This is a genomic window from Paenibacillus sp. FW101-FHT12H11 (assembly GCF_058790355.1).
The window spans coordinates 220,579-237,700 of record NZ_JBYTCO010000010.1 but is presented as its reverse complement, the minus strand read 5'-3'; the positions used below and the strand labels follow the sequence as shown (position 1 = coordinate 237,700).

General features: G+C 43.8%; 19 protein-coding genes. 13 read left to right on the top strand and 6 right to left on the bottom strand.

Translation table 11 applies throughout. From position 1 onward, the window contains the following. Nucleotides 1-50 precede the first annotated feature (50 nt). A complete protein-coding gene (locus tag AC3WTJ_RS29245) occupies nt 51-731 on the top strand; it encodes a TerC family protein (RefSeq protein ID WP_492524721.1) in 681 nt (226 codons plus the stop codon). Between the two features lie 93 nt (nt 732-824). Here the strand turns inward: AC3WTJ_RS29245 and AC3WTJ_RS29240 are convergent, their stop codons facing one another. Further along, nucleotides 825-2,033, bottom strand: a complete 1,209-nt coding sequence (locus AC3WTJ_RS29240) for an MFS transporter (RefSeq protein ID WP_492524720.1) — start codon at nt 2,031-2,033, stop codon at nt 825-827. A gap of 217 nt (nt 2,034-2,250) precedes the next feature. Between AC3WTJ_RS29240 and AC3WTJ_RS29235 the strand changes: the two genes are divergently transcribed. The 6 genes from AC3WTJ_RS29235 (at nt 2,251) to AC3WTJ_RS29210 (ending at nt 6,184) form a co-directional block, all read left to right on the top strand. Continuing rightward, nucleotides 2,251-2,733 (top strand): LiaI-LiaF-like domain-containing protein, encoded by a 483-nt coding sequence (locus AC3WTJ_RS29235; protein ID WP_492524719.1) that lies wholly within the window; start codon nt 2,251-2,253, stop codon nt 2,731-2,733. Nucleotides 2,734-2,897: 164 nt separating this feature from the next. Then, complete coding sequence (typA, locus tag AC3WTJ_RS29230; RefSeq protein ID WP_157321625.1) at nt 2,898-4,739, top strand: translational GTPase TypA; 1,842 nt, start codon at nt 2,898-2,900, stop codon at nt 4,737-4,739. A 135-nt stretch (nt 4,740-4,874) separates the two neighbouring features. Continuing rightward, entirely contained in the window at nt 4,875-5,153 is a 279-nt protein-coding gene (locus tag AC3WTJ_RS29225) for a YlaH-like family protein (protein WP_157322294.1), read from the top strand. Next, nucleotides 5,150-5,578 carry a hypothetical protein gene (locus AC3WTJ_RS29220; protein ID WP_492524718.1) on the top strand — a complete coding sequence of 143 codons (429 nt, stop codon included), beginning with the start codon at nt 5,150-5,152 and terminating at the stop codon, nt 5,576-5,578. Before AC3WTJ_RS29225 ends, AC3WTJ_RS29220 begins: the two co-directional genes overlap by 4 nt. Nucleotide 5,579: 1 nt before the next feature. Further along, the gene (locus AC3WTJ_RS29215) at nt 5,580-5,861 is read left to right on the top strand and encodes a hypothetical protein (RefSeq protein ID WP_492524717.1); all 282 of its coding nucleotides are present in this window, start codon (nt 5,580-5,582) and stop codon (nt 5,859-5,861) included. Nucleotides 5,862-6,040: 179 nt separating this feature from the next. Then, entirely contained in the window at nt 6,041-6,184 is a 144-nt protein-coding gene (locus AC3WTJ_RS29210; protein ID WP_157321620.1) for a hypothetical protein, read from the top strand. A 42-nt stretch (nt 6,185-6,226) separates the two neighbouring features. Here AC3WTJ_RS29210 and AC3WTJ_RS29205 read toward each other — a convergent pair whose 3' ends face one another. Beyond that, nucleotides 6,227-6,772 (bottom strand): YhcN/YlaJ family sporulation lipoprotein, encoded by a 546-nt coding sequence (locus tag AC3WTJ_RS29205; protein WP_127451914.1) that lies wholly within the window; start codon nt 6,770-6,772, stop codon nt 6,227-6,229. A gap of 110 nt (nt 6,773-6,882) precedes the next feature. On the opposite strand from AC3WTJ_RS29205, the gene AC3WTJ_RS29200 reads away from it, so the two are divergent. Then, a complete protein-coding gene (locus tag AC3WTJ_RS29200; protein WP_127451916.1) occupies nt 6,883-8,214 on the top strand; it encodes a PhoH family protein in 1,332 nt (443 codons plus the stop codon). Nucleotides 8,215-8,268: 54 nt separating this feature from the next. Here the strand turns inward: AC3WTJ_RS29200 and AC3WTJ_RS29195 are convergent, their stop codons facing one another. The 3 genes from AC3WTJ_RS29195 to AC3WTJ_RS29185 form a co-directional block, all read right to left on the bottom strand. Next, nucleotides 8,269-8,757 (bottom strand): hypothetical protein, encoded by a 489-nt coding sequence (locus tag AC3WTJ_RS29195; RefSeq protein ID WP_492524716.1) that lies wholly within the window; start codon nt 8,755-8,757, stop codon nt 8,269-8,271. Between the two features lie 37 nt (nt 8,758-8,794). Next, entirely contained in the window at nt 8,795-9,889 is a 1,095-nt protein-coding gene (locus AC3WTJ_RS29190; RefSeq protein WP_492524715.1) for a coiled-coil domain-containing protein, read from the bottom strand. Between the two features lie 103 nt (nt 9,890-9,992). After that, nucleotides 9,993-10,958, bottom strand: coding sequence for a hypothetical protein (locus tag AC3WTJ_RS29185; RefSeq protein WP_492524714.1), 966 nt, complete (start codon nt 10,956-10,958; stop codon nt 9,993-9,995). A gap of 90 nt (nt 10,959-11,048) precedes the next feature. Between AC3WTJ_RS29185 and AC3WTJ_RS29180 the strand changes: the two genes are divergently transcribed. After that, nucleotides 11,049-12,170 (top strand): class I SAM-dependent methyltransferase, encoded by a 1,122-nt coding sequence (locus AC3WTJ_RS29180; RefSeq protein ID WP_492524713.1) that lies wholly within the window; start codon nt 11,049-11,051, stop codon nt 12,168-12,170. A 59-nt stretch (nt 12,171-12,229) separates the two neighbouring features. Here AC3WTJ_RS29180 and AC3WTJ_RS29175 read toward each other — a convergent pair whose 3' ends face one another. Then, entirely contained in the window at nt 12,230-12,460 is a 231-nt protein-coding gene (locus AC3WTJ_RS29175) for a DUF2626 domain-containing protein (protein WP_028558057.1), read from the bottom strand. Between the two features lie 367 nt (nt 12,461-12,827). Between AC3WTJ_RS29175 and AC3WTJ_RS29170 the strand changes: the two genes are divergently transcribed. The 4 genes from AC3WTJ_RS29170 to AC3WTJ_RS29155 all read left to right on the top strand — a co-directional run bounded on the left by AC3WTJ_RS29170 (nt 12,828) and on the right by AC3WTJ_RS29155 (nt 17,051). Further along, complete coding sequence (locus AC3WTJ_RS29170) at nt 12,828-13,481, top strand: RsfA family transcriptional regulator (RefSeq protein ID WP_157321609.1); 654 nt, start codon at nt 12,828-12,830, stop codon at nt 13,479-13,481. Nucleotides 13,482-13,590: 109 nt separating this feature from the next. Further along, nucleotides 13,591-14,550 carry a ketopantoate reductase family protein gene (locus tag AC3WTJ_RS29165; RefSeq protein ID WP_492524712.1) on the top strand — a complete coding sequence of 320 codons (960 nt, stop codon included), beginning with the start codon at nt 13,591-13,593 and terminating at the stop codon, nt 14,548-14,550. Between the two features lie 15 nt (nt 14,551-14,565). Continuing rightward, entirely contained in the window at nt 14,566-14,967 is a 402-nt protein-coding gene (locus AC3WTJ_RS29160; RefSeq protein ID WP_492524711.1) for a DUF3397 domain-containing protein, read from the top strand. A 401-nt stretch (nt 14,968-15,368) separates the two neighbouring features. Next, nucleotides 15,369-17,051 (top strand): peptide ABC transporter substrate-binding protein, encoded by a 1,683-nt coding sequence (locus AC3WTJ_RS29155; protein WP_492524710.1) that lies wholly within the window; start codon nt 15,369-15,371, stop codon nt 17,049-17,051. The last annotated feature ends 71 nt before the right edge of the window (nt 17,052-17,122 follow it).

The following is a 17,122-nucleotide window of genomic DNA, read 5'->3' as shown; positions in this document are numbered from 1 at the left end:
CATCACCACTCTTCACCAGCTCGCCATGCATCCCGGGAGGAAGATAAAGCATGATTGATGCGCTCATTTTGTTTTTACAAATTATGTTGATCAATATTGTGCTCAGCGGCGATAATGCGGTTGTTATTGCGCTGGCGAGCAAAAATCTTCCCGTCGAACAGCGTAAGCTGGCCGTGTGGTGGGGGGCTTTCGGAGCCATAGCGTTACGGCTTGTGCTGACGTTAGTCGCTGTAAGCCTGCTCGATATTCCGTATATTCAAGCGGGTGGTTCGATCTTATTGTTCTGGATTGCCATTAAACTACTGACCGATGATGACGGCCATGCGAATGTGAAAGAGGCTTCAACGTTGGGCAAAGCGATCTGGACCATTATCGTCGCGGATTTCGTGATGAGTCTGGACAACGTGCTGGCGATAGCAGCCAAAGGCAACGGCAATAATACGGTCATCATACTGGGGATTGGACTTAGTATTCCGATCATTATTTGGGGAAGCACACTTGTTATGAATTTGCTGCATAAATATCCGGTTCTTGTTCTTTTGGGCGCAGGCATTCTTGGGTATACAGCTGGTGAAATGTTCGTAAAAGACGAGAAAATGATCGATTGGTTCCTTCATGATTACGAATTTCTACATGTCTGGATTCCGATTGTAGCATCCGCGCTTGTTATCGTGATTGGGGTTTCCGCGAAATGGTTGAGATTGCTGCAATTAAAAACAAGAAACGAATAGAGAAAAGGAAAACCGCCAAGCTGGTCTTATCCAGCGAAGCGGTTTTATTGTTGTAGGAGAACCTCGGCACAGAGTCTCAGTAGGCTACATTCCTTATCGCTGTGGAAGCTGTACGCTGCGCCAAACGTGCCAAAAGCTCCATCCGTATATAAGCAGAAAAACAATGATTAGTACGCTTGAGAAGCGGTACATGAGCGCATAGCTGCCGCTTAAGTTCGCTAAGGCGCCAAGCACCATGGCACCAAGTCCGATGCCTAAGTCGTTGGCGGAGAAGAAGGTTCCGTTGGCTGCGCCGCGGCGATCAGGGGCTGCACGAGCAATCGTCCACGCCTGCAAGGCAGGCTGGATGGAACCAAAGCCGATCCCATAGCAAAGTGCCGCAATTGCCAAGCTGAGTTCTGTGTGAGCGTATGAAAGCAGAAGGAGTCCGGTTATCGTGAAAAGTGCTCCAGGCAGCAGCACCCATTCAGGACCTTTTCGATCAAAGAGCACGCCTGTTATAGGCCGTACAATAAGCACCATAGAAGCATTGCACAGAAAAAACCAGCCTACATTTGAAATGCCGGCTTCAAGGCCGAACAAAGTAATGAAAGTCACGATCCCTCCATAACAAATGGCTGTACACAGCAGTAAAACCGAGGGGAGTAAAGCCGTACGTTCCCATAAGCGATCAATAAGCTTAGGCTTTTGAATCGACTTTTCGATAGGCACAGGTTTGGCGTAGGAAATAAAAAGTGAACTAAATAAGGAGAGCACGGCCAGCAGGGTAGAAATCAAAAGAACGCGATGGAAACTGTACGTTTGCATGATCCATAATCCGGTAAGCGGAGCAAGCGCCATGGCAAAGGTATTGGATAATCCGTAATATCCCATACCTTCCCCGCGACGTTCTGGCGGAATGATATCAGCGATGACCGTTCCTAAGGACGTCGTAGAGATGCCCCAACCAATCCCGTGAACGAACCGCGCGGCAAGGATGAGTGTAATGACAGCCATATAGGAATAACCGGCTATCGTAAGCGCACAGATCGTTAATCCAACAAGCAGCACGTGCTTTCTACCTAGCAGGTCGAGCGCCCTGCCGGCAAATGGACGAGTTAGCAGCGATGAAATTGTAAAAATTCCGATTACGAGTCCGACTTGAAAGTCATCCCCCCCTAACTGTGATATATGTGTAGGGATGGTTGGGATCAGCATTTGAAAACTGAAAAAAAGCAGTAAATTGGACAATGAGGTGACGAGAAAAGCTTTGGTCCAGAGCGGTTTTCGTTTTTTCTGTTCATTTTCAGATAAAGATTTCATGTGGCCTCCCGTGTTGAACGTATGCCAACCTGCTAGATCGAGGGAAATCAGGCAGCACGCCTTTCAGTATGCCCCAAGGAAGGTAAATGAACGCAAAAAAACGGCGTGCCCGCAAATAGGTTGCAGGCTAGCAATTTTGAGCAAGGTACGATAAACTACTTGTTGAATGGTGTCGAAAGTGACATCGAATTGACAAGTGAAATAGGAGGGAATTGTAATGGCTAGAAATAGCTACTCCATCGGTATCCTGTTAATTGGCCTGGCCGTATTATTGCTTCTTGGAAAATTAGGCGTTATTCACTTTATTTTTTCCTTCTTCTGGCCTCTTGTTTTGCTTGCACCCGGACTGCTTTTTCACATTTTGTTCTTTAATCGCACTTGGCCGGCAGGCGTGCTCGTCCCTGGAGGTATTCTGACGACATATGGCTTGATGTTCTTTTTCTGCAATATATTTGGTTGGGGTTCAATGAGCTATCTCTGGCCAGGATTTATACTCGGCGTAGCCATCGGATTATATGAGTTGCATCTGTTTGATCGTGGAAGTGACCGTGGAGTGTGGATCGGCGCATTAGTGCTTGGTATCCTTGCAGCAGTGCTTTTCGGAATTACGCTGCTTGTCAAATTAGGGATATATGTAATCGCTTTGATCCTTGTTGCAGCTGGGCTTCTTATGATTTTCCGCAGGAAAAATGTGTGGTAAACCGTATGTGTTTTATGTAAAAGTTTTATGTTGCTCGTCAATTATCTTGCATAATGTCGAGAAACTGCGTATAATAAACATAAATGTCAAGCGTCGGCGCTTTTGTCCGACGCTTGTTTTATGAACAGAGACGAAAATTATAGGGTAGAGAGGGTTTGACATTCATGCAAGCAAGAGAAAAGATCCGCAATATTGCAATTATCGCTCACGTTGACCACGGCAAAACAACACTCGTTGATAAATTACTTCAACAATCCGGTACATTCCGTGACAATGAAGCTGTCCAAGAAAGAGCGATGGACTCAAACGATCTCGAAAGAGAACGCGGTATTACCATTCTTGCAAAAAATACAGCGATTAATTATAAAGATTTCCTTATTAATATCGTAGATACACCTGGACACGCCGACTTTGGCGGTGAAGTAGAGCGTATCATGAAGATGGTTGACGGCGTTTTGCTCGTTGTTGATGCCTTCGAAGGCACAATGCCGCAAACAAAGTTCGTTCTTCGTAAAGCCCTTGAAAGCAATCTGAAGCCAGTTGTTGTCGTGAACAAGATTGACCGTCCGAACGCTCGTCCAGCTGAAGTTGTAGACGAAGTTCTTGACTTGTTCATCGAGCTTGGTGCGACAGATGAGCAGCTTGATTTCCACGTGGTTTATGCTTCCGCATTGCAAGGTACTTCCAGTCTTGACCCTGATAAACAAGATCAGAACATGGAAGCTATCTATGAAACGATCGTTACACACATTCCTTCTCCAACTGAAGATGTGGATCAACCGCTGCAATTCCTCGTTACATTGATGGATTACAACGAATACCTAGGTCGTATCGGCGTGGGCCGTGTGAACCGCGGTAAAATCCGTCAAGGCCAAACCGTTGCGGTAATGACTCGTGAAGGCGGACAAAAACAAGCAAGAATCGAGAAGCTATTCGGCTTCAATGGTTTGAAACGTATTGAGATTGAAGAAGCAGCTGCAGGGGACATTATTGCCATTGCCGGTATCAAAGATATCAACATTGGTGAAACAGTAGCAGATCCAGCGAACCCTGAAGCTTTGCCGGTATTGAAAATCGATGAGCCTACACTACAAATGACATTTGTCGTGAATAACTCACCTTTCGCAGGTCGTGAAGGTAAATGGGTTACTTCCCGTAAAATCCGTGAGCGTCTGTACAAAGAGCTTGAAACAGATGTAAGTTTGCGCGTTGAAGATACAGACAGCCCAGATGCTTTCATCGTATCTGGCCGCGGTGAGCTTCACTTGGGTATTTTGATCGAAAACATGCGTCGTGAAGGTTTTGAATTGCAAGTTTCCAAACCGGAAGTTATCATTCGTCAAGTTGAAGGTCAAAAAATGGAGCCAATCGAACGTTTGATCATCGACGTTCCAGAAGATAGCATGGGTTCCGTTATGGAGAGCTTAGGTTCACGTAAAGCGGAAATGGTTAACATGATCAACAACGGCAGCGGCAACGTTCGCCTTGAGTTCCTGATTCCAGCGCGTGGTTTGATCGGTTACAGAACGAACTTCCTAACATTGACTCGTGGTTATGGAATTATGAACCACGCTTTCGACAGTTATGGTCCATACCAAGGAGCTAACGTTGGCGGACGTCATGAAGGCGTACTTGTATCCAGTGAAACGGGCGTTTCCACGTTGTACGGTATTCTTTCCGTCGAAGATCGCGGTATCCTGTTCGTTCATCCGCAAACGGAAGTTTACGAAGGCATGATCGTTGGTGAGCACACACGCGACAATGACATCATCGTGAACATTTGTAAAGAAAAAGCGGTAAACAACATCCGTTCCGCGAACAAAGAAGAAACCGTGAAAATGAAAACTCCTCGCGTATACTCTTTGGAGCAAGCTCTTGAGTATTTGAACGATGATGAGTACTGCGAAATCACGCCAAAATCCGTTCGTATCCGTAAAAAGATCTTGAACAAAAGCGAACGTGAACGTGCTGAGAAACAACGTAAAGTGGCTGAAGCGAACGTCTAGTTCACAAAGTGTTCTTAATAGGGGAAATGTCAGCCTTCCGGCGGCATTTCCCTTTATTTATTTGCGCAATTGAGCGATAATACAATAAGTTGACTTTACTTTTTAAGCGAAATGGAGTGTATGGTATTGACAGCGTTGAATGAATGGTTTGGAAATCACATTTACATCACTTATTTGTTAATCTTCATATTTATGTCTTATGTGTATAACAAAGTTTTTCGAACTCGCAAATTACCGGTTCTTAAGACAGCCGTTGTTTACTTGCTTATGGCGATCGGGTCCATCATGCTGCTCGGTTTTCAGCTGGTAGGGCTGCCAATTGTACTTTGCTTGACCGTGGCGATTTCTCTCATGTTTCTAGTTCGGGTACGTTATTTTATCGAAAAAAGAAGCGGGAGCAGCAGCCCGGAATGACGAGATACTGGTTAACTCCCATTGTGAATGATTCGCCCTTAGTTCTTGGGGCAGACCGTATCCATTGTACGCCGCTGCAAGCGTTGGAGTCGTTCCGAGAATTGGCAAATGGGAAGCATCCCAGATTGCTTGCGATGTTTAAATCCAGCCTGCTCTTAAGCGACGACGAGGAGCTATGCGGTTCAGAACTTGTAGAGCTGGATCTCGAGCAGTTTGAGGCGATCAGCTTTGATGGTAAGCCCTTTCATCTCTCGCATTGTGCTGAAGCCTTTCTTGACCGTTTACTTACGCGTAAAGAGGCTCTGGAGCTTGTCTCTTCCTTGAAGTGTGATGTGGATTCTGAACATGGCAATTGGATCAATCAATGGCTTCGCTGGTTGGAGTCGGGTTATGATGTCATTTTACTCAGAGAGGATGGGCATTAAGATGAATCTCCAAGATACTTTTTTCAATTGGCTGCAGATGCAGATCGTTAGTGAAGCCAGACAAAACGACGAGGCTGCCAAAGAAACTCTGGATTTTTTCGCAATGATACTTCATGAGGATCATGGAGTCAGCCATATTGAACTCGTTGATGTAACGGATCCAATGAAAATTCACATTTCCTATGAACGCGAAGGAATCAAGAGTAGACAGAGCTTTGATCGCGAATCCGCTGAGAAGCTATTGGATGATATTAATGCCAATCCTATTTACAATAATCAATAGATAGGAATTTTGGCGACATAACTTTTTTAATCCAACGTACAATAAGGTATATCTGGGTTAAAAAGGAGTGTTCGCATGACCTGAAAATAGATACATAATGGTGGAACGCTTGCCACCAGCTATGCTATACTGTTAGTGTAAGTAGCGTTTTCAACCACCTAGTAGGAGGCGCAAGCGATATGGCTGAACACATCACAGCTTTACCGGAGCAATTAATTGATCGCGCCCCAATGATGACAACAGTTGAATATGAGAAAACTTTTGCGTGCCGAGTATCTGTCAAGCCACCCGGCCAAGTTTTTGATGCGATAAAAAAAGCCTAGATCTGCTGTGTGCAGTCAGGCTTTTTGTTATCTTTCCGCGAATTATGGATTTGGATTCCCGGCCTGGTTCGCGTCATTAGGTCCTGTATTGTCTTGGGGATTGCGTATATCACGCGGCAGTTGCGGCATAGCCCGGCCCATGATATCCGCCATTTGCTCAGCGAACCCGGTAATCGGCCTTCCTGCTCTTACGTTATCCCGAATGTTGCGCAGCCGTTGATCTAGATCAAGATCTGCTGTTACGATGGCATTCACACCATAGGGATCTTTTTTGAGAGCTTCTGCTACCGAATATTTGACGGTGCCTACTCTCGAACGATCCATATCTTTTCTGAGGTTGATGCCAACGACAGCGGTATTGCCGAATACAACACAATGCGCACTTTCAACCTGCGGGATACTGGTGGCTAGGCTTTCCAATCGTTCCGCAACAGCTTTAGAATCTTTGATCTCCAGCTTTTGTGGAGCAATTTGTTGTACCTTTACCTGTCTTTGATTTGTATCTTGAGAGGGGGCACCGCTTTTCGGCGCTTGACTACAGCCAACCGCGAGGGTCAGTACCAACGATAATACGCACAATAGTCTCACTTGAATCGATCCTTTCCTTGAATCTCGCGTTTAGTTTGTCCTGCACAGCTAGGTTGTATGTATGAAATATAACCAATGATCTGACGCCAAATCTGGGAGGGGACACACCAATGAAAAAAATTTACGTGTTAGATACCAATGTACTGCTTCAGGACCCTAATGCATTATTCGCGTTCGAAGATAATGAAGTAGTCATACCCGCCGTGGTGTTGGAGGAAATCGATTCTAAGAAACGAAATGCGGATGAAATAGGCCGAAATGCGAGACATGTCTCCCGATTACTCGATGGGTTAAGGACCAAAGGTACCTTATCTGACGGCATTAGCCTTGAACGAGGCGGAAGCATTAAAGTGGAGCTTAACCATCGAAGTTTTGCGAAATTGCAGGATACTTTCTCCGAATTAACGAATGATAACCGCATACTTGCCGTGGCGCTCAACTATCATCTGGAAGAGCAGGCGAATGATATTCCGAGACCCGTTATCATCGTTAGTAAAGATACGTTGGTGCGGATCAAAGCTGATGTGCTGGGCATTCCTGCACAAGACTATTTAACCGATCGCATCGTAGCTCAAACAGATATGTACACTGGCTGCATCACCTTATATGTTCATCCGTCTGTGATTGACGAATTTTACTCATATCGCTTCTTAACCGTGACATCATTGAATTTGGGTTATATGCTTCACCCGCATGAATTTGTTATCTTACGGGATGAGCTGGGTTCTTCGAAATCCGCTCTGCTGAAAGTAACGACAGATGCCAAAAAACTTGAGCCGCTCTTTATGAGTAACGATCCCATCTGGGGAATTGCCGCGCGAAATGCGCAGCAGCGCATGGCTCTTGAGCTTTTGCTCAATGACGATATCCCGCTCGTCACCCTGACTGGGAAAGCGGGAACTGGTAAGACGCTATTAACGCTTGCTGCGGGTCTCATGAAAATTGAAGATGACCGCAAATACAAAAAGCTGCTTATTGCTCGACCAGTTGTTCCTATGGGCAAGGATATTGGTTATCTGCCTGGTGAAAAAGAAGAGAAGCTGCGCCCATGGATGCAGCCGATCTATGATAATCTGGAGTATTTGTTTGATACGAAGAAACCCGGAGATATTGAGAAGGTACTGGCTGGTCTTGGCAGCATTCAAGTCGAGGCGCTCACTTACATTCGTGGGCGTTCCATCCCGGGACAGTTCATCATTATCGATGAGGCTCAAAACTTATCGAAGCATGAGATCAAAACGATCGTATCTCGTGTGGGTGAGGGCAGTAAAATTGTTCTGTTAGGCGATCCGGATCAAATTGATCATCCTTATTTAGATGCTTCGAGCAACGGATTAACCTATGTGGTCGAACGATTCAAGCAAGAAGGCATCAGCGGTCATATTACGCTGGAGCGAGGCGAACGTTCGCATCTAGCGCAGTTAGCGGCTGATTTACTCTAACACAAATAAACCCCTCCTCCCAGGTAATCTGGGAAAGAGGGGTTTATTTGTGTGTTAAGCGAGCATGTCGATGCGGCATCGATAAGCTTTGGCGATACCTTGCATCAGCTCTTCGAGCTGACGATCGACAACGTAAATATCACGCCCATGATCCTTATAAAGGGCGAGGAGATGTTCTTCGATTTGCAGCGAGGCTTGATCGACATCCGCTTCCTTACTGTCTTCTGTGAAACGGAAGGAGACGACCAGCTTCTCGTACAAGTAGTTGTTCTCACCTTCGCTAGTAAATCCATAATCGCTGAAAAGATCCGTTAATTCAGCATCTGATGGCAGCATCAGCAATTTCATTTGATCCGTATTCACGCCCAGTCCTGCCATCACCTCGATAACGGCGAATTTCTCTGCCTCCGAACTGACAATGATCATTTCGTTGTCTTGATCGAAGATATTTGCTTTGCCTGCCAGAGCTTTTTCAATTTGCGTATAGAAATCGACCAGCTTGCCATCAGGTACATCCATTAAAAGTCCAATTTTTGCTTCCATGCTAGGTCCTCACTTTATTTAATTATCCATAGCTAGTTTACAGGGATAATTTAAGTTTCACAACTGCGGTGCCGTTTTTCGTTTCTACACTGACGACATCCAGGTAACTGACGATTTTTTTCGGGATGAAGCCAAGTTGGAATTCCTTCGAAAAATCTTCAATTGTCGTATCAGGCAGCTGAAAGCCGTTGAATTCAAGCTTATCCGCGACAAACCGAACTTCATTCATGTCGGGATTTTCCTTCAACAGGAATCGGCCTTCGATGGTCATCTGTATTTGATCTTTTTGGCCTTTGGCAATAATGGAACCGTCGGTAAATTGAAAATTCAAATTTTGCAGCGACTCATTTTTGCCGTGCAGATAGGCGTTGAAATCCGTATCGCTGATCGTAATGACTGGATTTTTGATGGAAGATAAGTCCATAAATTTGCTTTCTTTCGTTACATATTGCGGAAGCTCCCGAAACGCAGCGGACAGATTTTTCAAATACTCGCGGAACAAAGGGATGCCTTCTGATTTCCATTGATCGTTTAAACTCTTTATCTGTTCTTGAATGACACCGGCTTGAGCGCTGACAGCGAGTTGTTTGTCCAATTCATCTTGGAGTTTGACGAGCCTTTCCCGCTGTTCCAGATAGGTATCTTTTGTCTTTTGCAGGTCGGTACGGGATGTTTCCAGATCTTTTTGTAAGCTTTTCAATTTATTGAACGAATCTGTAAAAGCAGCTAACGCGCGGTGATCATTGGATATGATCATTTGCAAATACTCGAACATCCGCAAGGCATCGGCGAAAGAATGGACGGAAAACAGCAGCATCCAAATCGAATCTCGATCCCCTGTGTAATAAGCCCTCATCACATTGCCGGCGTGTTTGCGTGTGCTGTCAACATGACTGTTTTGTTTCGTGATATCTTGTTCATTTTGCTTGATTTGCAGGACGATTTTGGCGTCTTGTTCATTAAGCCGGCTTACTTCTTTATCGATTTCAAAAATGGTAAGTCCTTTCTGGACGAGTTCCTTGGCATCGTCGACTGCTGGCTTATTCTCTTCAGCAAATGCAGGATGGAGCGGAAGCGTAAGCTGCATCATCAGCAGGATGGACATCATGATTGATAGGCATTTATATCTCATTGAACGCATTCTCCCCCTATGAACAGATTATCATATTTCTATTAAATGAAGCACAAAAAAATACTTACCTCGGGGGACGAAATAAGTATTTCCTATAGGTTTCTTATTTCTTGACAGGTGCTATTAGCTTCAGAATCTCATCAAAACTTTTGACATTCTTCGGTATTTCCTTCGTTAAAGCAGTTGCTTGGTTGATAGCGTCATACGTTTGATGAACGACGATGTGGTTCTCCTGGGGCTTGCCATCCACGGTCATTTGAAACACAACATCGATGGATTGGTCCCGGATAAAACCGCTGTCGTCAATCGCGACAACCATTTTGCTCGGAGCTTTCAGCTGGATGGCACTCGACTGTGATATCTTTAGCTGTTCCGCTTTGTCGGCAGGTATAAAGCCGTTATTTTGAAGTGTCCCGATAAACTCAGGCAGCTTAGTTTGAAATACGGTATTAATGTCTTTTTCATTTTTGCTTGTGAGCTCAACACTGATGGACTTGGCCGATGATCCGTCCTTTAACTTGACAGGCTCCTTGGCTTCTTTGTACCATTTTGGATCAATGCCGCTAAATACTAGATTGCCTAATGAAGTGGAGAGCTGGGAAGTATTTTTCAACGTATCCAACGTTAATGGGCTTTTGCTGGTTTGACTCATTTGCTGTAAATCAATCGCATAATACTCGTCAGCCGTCTTATTTAATGCTGGCATATTAAAATACATTTTGCTATCTTTAATGAGAATTGGTATCTCGAAAGGTGACGTAGAGCCCTTAGGGGTAATTTTCAAATCCGTTTGGAATTGAAGCGGTTCTACATTGCTGATGCCTTTCCAATCTATCGTGCTGTCTTTGACCAGAGATAAAAGGCTATTCGTCAAAGGGTTGGATGTTTTCAACAAAGCATCACTGATGGCGAGTGTTGTGCTTCCTTCAAAGGTGTAAGACTTCATTTCCTTCTGTTTATTGAGAGATTGTTCCAAAGCTTCTTTTACTTTTGTGTTGTCTGTACAAGCTGTCAACGATACCAAGCTGATGGCTGTTACCGCTGTAAGGGTTATCCACTTCTTTGTCATGCGTGATTTGTCTCTCCTTCCATGATCCTTATTCATTATAATGGTTTCCTGCTGCTTTGTCTTTAAGTAAAGAAATGGAGGTGGCTTCAATTGGATCATAAGCTCGGACATCCTGAGTTGGTTTCAACGATCATTCACGCTATACATTCCTCAGATAAACAGGCGATTTCGTTCCGGGACTATATGGAGCTATGCCTCTATAGCGAACCGTACGGGTATTATCGAAATGAGAGCCTCAAAATCGGAAAAGAAGGCGATTTTTATACCAGTTCTTCCATCGGATCTGTGATGGGGGAAATGATAGCCTCTTTTATTGGAGATGAGCTTCAAAGAATGGAACTTCTCGGTTTGGAACCGCTGCATCTCGTTGAGTGGGGCGGGGGAAATGGTCGCATGGCTCTGCATCTCTTGGATGAATTAGAAAGAAGTGCGCCGTCAGTTTACGAACGCGTGACCTATACAATCATTGAAACTAGCGCTTTTCACCGTGGACTTCAGCACAGTGCTCTGAATAAGCACGAGCAGCATCTTCGGTTTACAAGTGAGCAGGAATGGTTGGACGAGGAACCTCAAGCGAATATGTTTATTTTGGCAAATGAACTGTTGGATGCTTTTCCGGTCCATCGAATCCGATATGTAGACGGGACTTTTCAAGAATCTTATGTCACGTGGCAGGAGCGAGATCGGACTTTTAGTGAAATTTGGCTGCCTATTAAGTCCAAGCCTCTATTAGACACCATAGATCGCCTAAAGGTTCATTGGTTAGATGGCCAAATCGGTGAGCTTAATCTTGAGAACGAGGCTTGGATATCACGAATTTCCAAACGGATGACTAGCGGCAGTTGTCTCATTATTGACTATGGCGACACCGAAGAAGAGTTGTTCGCGGCTCACAGGCACTTGGGCACATTGATGTGTTACCGGAAGCATCAAGCGCATGAGAATGCGTGGATCTATCAGGGCGAACAGGATCTAACTTCCCATGTAAACTTTAGTGCAGTGGAAGCGGCCGCCCGACAGAACGGTTTTGCCAATTGCCGACTTCTGACGCAGAGAGATTTTCTGGTGGAACGTGGTATTTTGGAAAAATTGCAAAATCATTACGATCCCAATCCCTTTAGTGAAGTTTCGAAGCGCAACAGGGCTATAAGGCAATTGCTCCTTAGTGATCAAATGAGCGAATTGTTCAAGGTGCTAATTGCCGCGAAATGAAAAAAGGTGAACCGATGGACAACCATCGGCTCACCTTTTTGTTTGTTGTTGTCCTTGCACTAGATGGACATTTTGAAAAATGACCAGTACGTAAACCCACTGAAGGAAATAATCATATATCCCCAGAACAACAATATGTAAGTTCGTTCTGACAAGCGCATATAGCCTAGAATGACGAATACAGCTGTTTGGAAAAAGAAAATCAGAGACATAGGTATCATATCGCCTGCTAAACTCATCAGTGCGATAACAAGTGTCCAAAAACCTAGAACCCGAAACATGCGATCCATTCTCGTTACATCCCCCTCTCGTACCACGTTGCACTTTAACTACAACACATTATACCTTTTGAACTGAAGAGTGTAAACCGTCAAACGGTGACGAAATTGCAAACATTTCATCATATAGATGTAGTATGTCTTTTTATCGGAATCCCATGTATGAGTGTCAAAAAATTTGGCAATACCATTTAGTATCAAATAGATTCTATGAACTCTAGTACGGGCATAGAAATAGTAATAATGGCACGAATCAATTTATACACGGGTACTCACGAATTGATTCTTCTTTATTCATACTGAAAGATGGCCCACTGAATCATGGGTTCACCTCTTTCAGTTCGTTGCATCTGTACATTATGTTAGGAGGTTTAACCTTATGTCGGCTATAAGACAAGATGCTTGGAGCGATGAAGACGATTTGATCTTAGCGGAAGTGACTTTGCGTCACATTAGAGAGGGAAGTACGCAATTATCTGCGTTTGAAGAAGTTGGGGAGCGAATTGGACGTACGGCGGCAGCATGCGGATTTCGATGGAATAGCTTTGTAAGAAAAAAATACGAGGCGGCCATCCAAATTGCGAAAGCTCAACGCCAAAAAAGGACGCAGCTCAAGAAGCATGCGGCTGTATCCATTTCCGGATCATCTTCCATTGGATTACTGGATGCTCCGGAACTGTCAACGGGCAAAACGGAAGCTTTTACAGAAGAAACGTTATCTATTGATGCCGTGATCAGGTTCTTGAGACAATGGAGAAATACGTATCAAGATATGAATCGCCATATTAAAAACTTGGAAAAAGAACTGCAGGACAAAGAAGACGAACTAGATAGACTGGGCAGAGAAAATAATAAGCTCAATAAACAAGTAAACGAAGTTGAAACAGATTATCGGGTTGTCAACGATGATTACAAGGCGCTGATTCAAATCATGGACCGTGCGCGGAAGATGGCCTTCTTGGTGGAAGAAGAGGAAGAAGAGAAGCCTCGTTTCAAAATGGATGCCAACGGCAATTTAGAGAGAGTAGAGTAAACCAACCTGCTGCTCCAGTCGAGAGAAAAGCTTCAGATCAAGGTGAATCCTTGGACTGAGGCTTTTTTGTTGTATAATGAGGACGAATGCTATGAGTGGAGGAACTAGAATGCGAATTATGATAATTGGAGCAGGCTCGTTAGGTCTTTTATTTGCTGCCAAGCTGTCCGCTTTGTGTGAGCATTTGACCGTAATTGCACGAACGAAAGAACAAACTGATCAGCTTGCTCAAGAAGGCATAATGCTAGGCGGAACGACCGAGCGACATAGGACAACTCGCGGTGGTTTCATAGAATTTAGTCATTATCAAGAAGACAAGGAGTCTTTGGCTAGTTCTACTGGTCCTGTACATCCTTATGATTATATATTTCTCATGGTCAAGCAGCCCGCAATTACGAAAAAACTCGCGCGATATATAGATTCTCGGCGCTCAGAGAATACGTATCTAGTTAGTTTCCAGAACGGAATCGGACATGAGGCTGATCTGAGTGAAAGTGACGGAGAAAATAAGCTGCTGCTTGCTGTGACAACAGAGGGAGCTAGGCGCGAAAGTCCAACTGAAGTCTCTCACACAGGTCATGGCGTAACCTATATAGGTGCGTCTAGGTGCACGGATCCTGATCATAAAAAATCCACGCACTTTTTGTTAGTGAACTTGCTGGAAGAGGCAGGATTTCGGGCAGAGATGTCGAAGAACATGGAAGTAAGAATTTGGAGTAAATTGATTATTAATGCTGTGATTAATCCGCTTACAGCTATTTTGCATGTGAAAAATGGGGAGTTATTGGAGTCAACTTATACTAAGGAATTGATGTTTGACCTTTACCGAGAGGCTTGTTTCGTGGCTGATGGCAAAAATATCAAGCTGCCTGATACGTTATGGCAAACCATTTTAACTGTTTGTGAGGCTACAAGTAGGAACCATTCATCTATGCTACAGGACATCGAGCAGTCCAGGCCCACAGAAATAGACCGAATAAACGGAAGTTTATTGCAGATGGCTGATGAACTGAACCTCGAGCTTCCTACACATCGTACGGTGTACCGATTAGTGAAAGCACTAGAATAAAATAGGTGGTTGAAGATGATGGATGTATTGATGAATTGGATTTCCACACTTTATGCAGTCCTGGCTGTTGCACCGTTTATTACTTTTGTTTTATTATGGTTTCTAGTGTTTTACTTCCTTCGTGATAAGAAAATGACGACTAGACTGACCATGGATGTTACGACCTTTTTTCTCCTGGGTTCGGTTTCGTTAATGTGGAATCGATTGTTTGATACAAATTTTGGGTTCTGGATGATCGCGCTTGTACTGCTTATTGCTTTTGGCATTATTGGCGGTTATCAAACGCATTTAAAAGGGAAAACAGATTTGCTTAAAGTAAGCAGAGTGGTTTGGAGGCTTAGCTTTTTAGGGCTTTCGATGCTTTACATTTTGCTTTTTTTCGTCCATATTGGCAAAAATTACATTTTTTCGACATAAATGAAAGTCTCTTTTGTTGAAATTACACGAAAAAAGAGACTTTTCTTCTGTTCTTTGTAATATTTATTTGAGATTTGTAGAAAATAACAATGAAAATCGTGTAGATTTTATTGACCGATGGTTGTATAATTAGAATCCGGAAGACACTATAAATTCCAATGTTTCTAACATTTATTCTTACTTAGGTAAATTAAGTCTGGACAAAGCGTGGTTATATGTTATAATTCCTTGCGTAGAGTCTAGTAAATTTTTTTACCAGAGGTTTGCGTGATATATTATGACATGTCTGAAGCGGTTTCATTTATTTTCGGGTCTGAGGTGTGAGGTTGATGTTAATTAAACTATCAAATGCACCTAACCATAGATATTCTAGACATACATAATTTTAGAGGAGGCGTTTTATGAAAGCGACAAAGTGGGTTACAACAGCAGTAGCATTAACACTTATGGGTAGCGTAGCGATTGGTTGCGCGAAGAATGAGGAAACTCCTTCTACGTCCCCATCTGGAGATACGAAAGGTACTTCAGCACCAGCTTCCAACAAACCGCAAGAAATTAAAATTAACTTTAGTGCAGAGCCTCCGATCATGGATAGCTCCAAAGCAACAGCAAATGCCGCTTTTACATTTATCAGCGCATTTAACGAAGGTCTTTATCGTACGGACAAAGACGGTAAAGCCGTTGCTGGTCTTGCTAAAGACATGCCGAAAATCTCTGCTGACGGTTTGACTTACACAATCGACATTCGTGACAATGCGAACTGGTCGGATGGACAACCGGTTAAAGCACAAGATTTCGTTTATTCCTTCAAACGTACATTAGATCCTGCTACAAAAGGGCAATATAGTTTCGTAGTAGCTTGGATTAAAGGTGGAGAAGCTGTTACAAAAGCTACAACGCCTGAAGAAGTTAAAAAAGCTCAAGATGCTCTTGGTGTAAAAGCGATCAGCGACAAACAACTTGAAATCACACTTGAGAAACCAGTTACTTTCTTTACACAAATGCTTGCGTTCGGAACTTTCTTGCCACAACGTGAAGATTTCGTAACAAAAGCTGGCGATAAATACGGCGCGGAAGCTGATAAAGTTATCGGTGCAGGTCCGTTCATCCTTAGCAAATGGGATCACGGCCAAACGCTTGAACTTGTTAAAAATGAGAAGTATTGGGATGCTGCTAACGTAAAAATTACTAAAGCAACAGTTAACATTGTGAAAGATCCGAATACAGGTCTTAACCTGTATGAAACTGATGCTGCTGATTTGACTGAAATCAACCGCGATCAATTGAAACTTTACGCTGGCAAACCGGACAACCTGCCTAAACCAGAGTTGACTAACACATACTTGATGTACCAAACGAAAAAAGTTCCAGCCTTGGCTAACAAGAAAATTCGTCAAGCACTAGGCATGGCAATTGATCGTCAAGCCTTTGTTGATACCGTTCTTGCGAATGGTTCCGTTCCTTCCACAGGGCTAGTACCTGGTGGTACTTCCGACGGTGCAGGCGGCGATTTCCGTAAATCTGCTGGCGATACTCAACCAAAATTCGATGCTGCTAAAGCTAAAGAATTGCTTGCTGAAGGTTTGAAAGAAGCTGGCTTGACAGCTCTTCCAAAAATGAAAGTGAATGCAGATGACACTGAAACTGCTAAAAAATCACTTGAGTTTATCCTTGCACAATGGAAACAAAACCTTGGATACGAAGCAGAAGCGAACCCGGTTCCACACGCACTCCGTATCGAATTGTCTTCCAAACATGACTTCGACATCGCTCTTTCCCTATGGGGCGCAGATTACAACGATCCAATGACATTCTTGGATATGTGGGTAACTGGTGGAGAGTTTGACGAAGGTGATTACAGCAACCCTGAGTATGACAAACTAGTTAAAGCAGCTCAAACAGAAATTGACCCATCCAAACGCGCGAAAAACTTGGTTGATGCTGAGAAAATCCTGATGGATGATCAAGGTGTAGCTCCAATTTACTTCCGTACTCGTGCTTACTTGAAAAAGCCAAATATCGATGGTTTGATCCTTCCTTCCTTCGGTCAAGAGTGGGAATTGAAATGGGCTTCTGTTAAGTAATTTTTGAACTATAAGGTTTTAATCAAAGGAAGGGGCCGTTCGCACCTCGTGGGAGCGGCCTCTTCTAAATT

Excerpts from the sequence above, each read along its gene's own strand:
- AC3WTJ_RS29245 (WP_492524721.1), top strand. The coding sequence starts at position 51 with ATGATTGATGCGCTCATTTTGTTTTTACAAATTATGTTGATCAATATT.
- AC3WTJ_RS29240 (WP_492524720.1), bottom strand. The coding sequence starts at position 2,033 with ATGAAATCTTTATCTGAAAATGAACAGAAAAAACGAAAACCGCTCTGG.
- AC3WTJ_RS29235 (WP_492524719.1), top strand. The coding sequence starts at position 2,251 with ATGGCTAGAAATAGCTACTCCATCGGTATCCTGTTAATTGGCCTGGCC.
- typA (WP_157321625.1), top strand. The coding sequence starts at position 2,898 with ATGCAAGCAAGAGAAAAGATCCGCAATATTGCAATTATCGCTCACGTT.
- AC3WTJ_RS29220 (WP_492524718.1), top strand. The coding sequence starts at position 5,150 with ATGACGAGATACTGGTTAACTCCCATTGTGAATGATTCGCCCTTAGTT.
- AC3WTJ_RS29215 (WP_492524717.1), top strand. The coding sequence starts at position 5,580 with ATGAATCTCCAAGATACTTTTTTCAATTGGCTGCAGATGCAGATCGTT.
- AC3WTJ_RS29210 (WP_157321620.1), top strand. The coding sequence starts at position 6,041 with ATGGCTGAACACATCACAGCTTTACCGGAGCAATTAATTGATCGCGCC.
- AC3WTJ_RS29200 (WP_127451916.1), top strand. The coding sequence starts at position 6,883 with ATGAAAAAAATTTACGTGTTAGATACCAATGTACTGCTTCAGGACCCT.
- AC3WTJ_RS29195 (WP_492524716.1), bottom strand. The coding sequence starts at position 8,757 with ATGGAAGCAAAAATTGGACTTTTAATGGATGTACCTGATGGCAAGCTG.
- AC3WTJ_RS29190 (WP_492524715.1), bottom strand. The coding sequence starts at position 9,889 with ATGAGATATAAATGCCTATCAATCATGATGTCCATCCTGCTGATGATG.
- AC3WTJ_RS29185 (WP_492524714.1), bottom strand. The coding sequence starts at position 10,958 with ATGACAAAGAAGTGGATAACCCTTACAGCGGTAACAGCCATCAGCTTG.
- AC3WTJ_RS29175 (WP_028558057.1), bottom strand. The coding sequence starts at position 12,460 with ATGGATCGCATGTTTCGGGTTCTAGGTTTTTGGACACTTGTTATCGCA.
- AC3WTJ_RS29170 (WP_157321609.1), top strand. The coding sequence starts at position 12,828 with ATGTCGGCTATAAGACAAGATGCTTGGAGCGATGAAGACGATTTGATC.
- AC3WTJ_RS29165 (WP_492524712.1), top strand. The coding sequence starts at position 13,591 with ATGCGAATTATGATAATTGGAGCAGGCTCGTTAGGTCTTTTATTTGCT.
- AC3WTJ_RS29160 (WP_492524711.1), top strand. The coding sequence starts at position 14,566 with ATGATGGATGTATTGATGAATTGGATTTCCACACTTTATGCAGTCCTG.
- AC3WTJ_RS29155 (WP_492524710.1), top strand. The coding sequence starts at position 15,369 with ATGAAAGCGACAAAGTGGGTTACAACAGCAGTAGCATTAACACTTATG.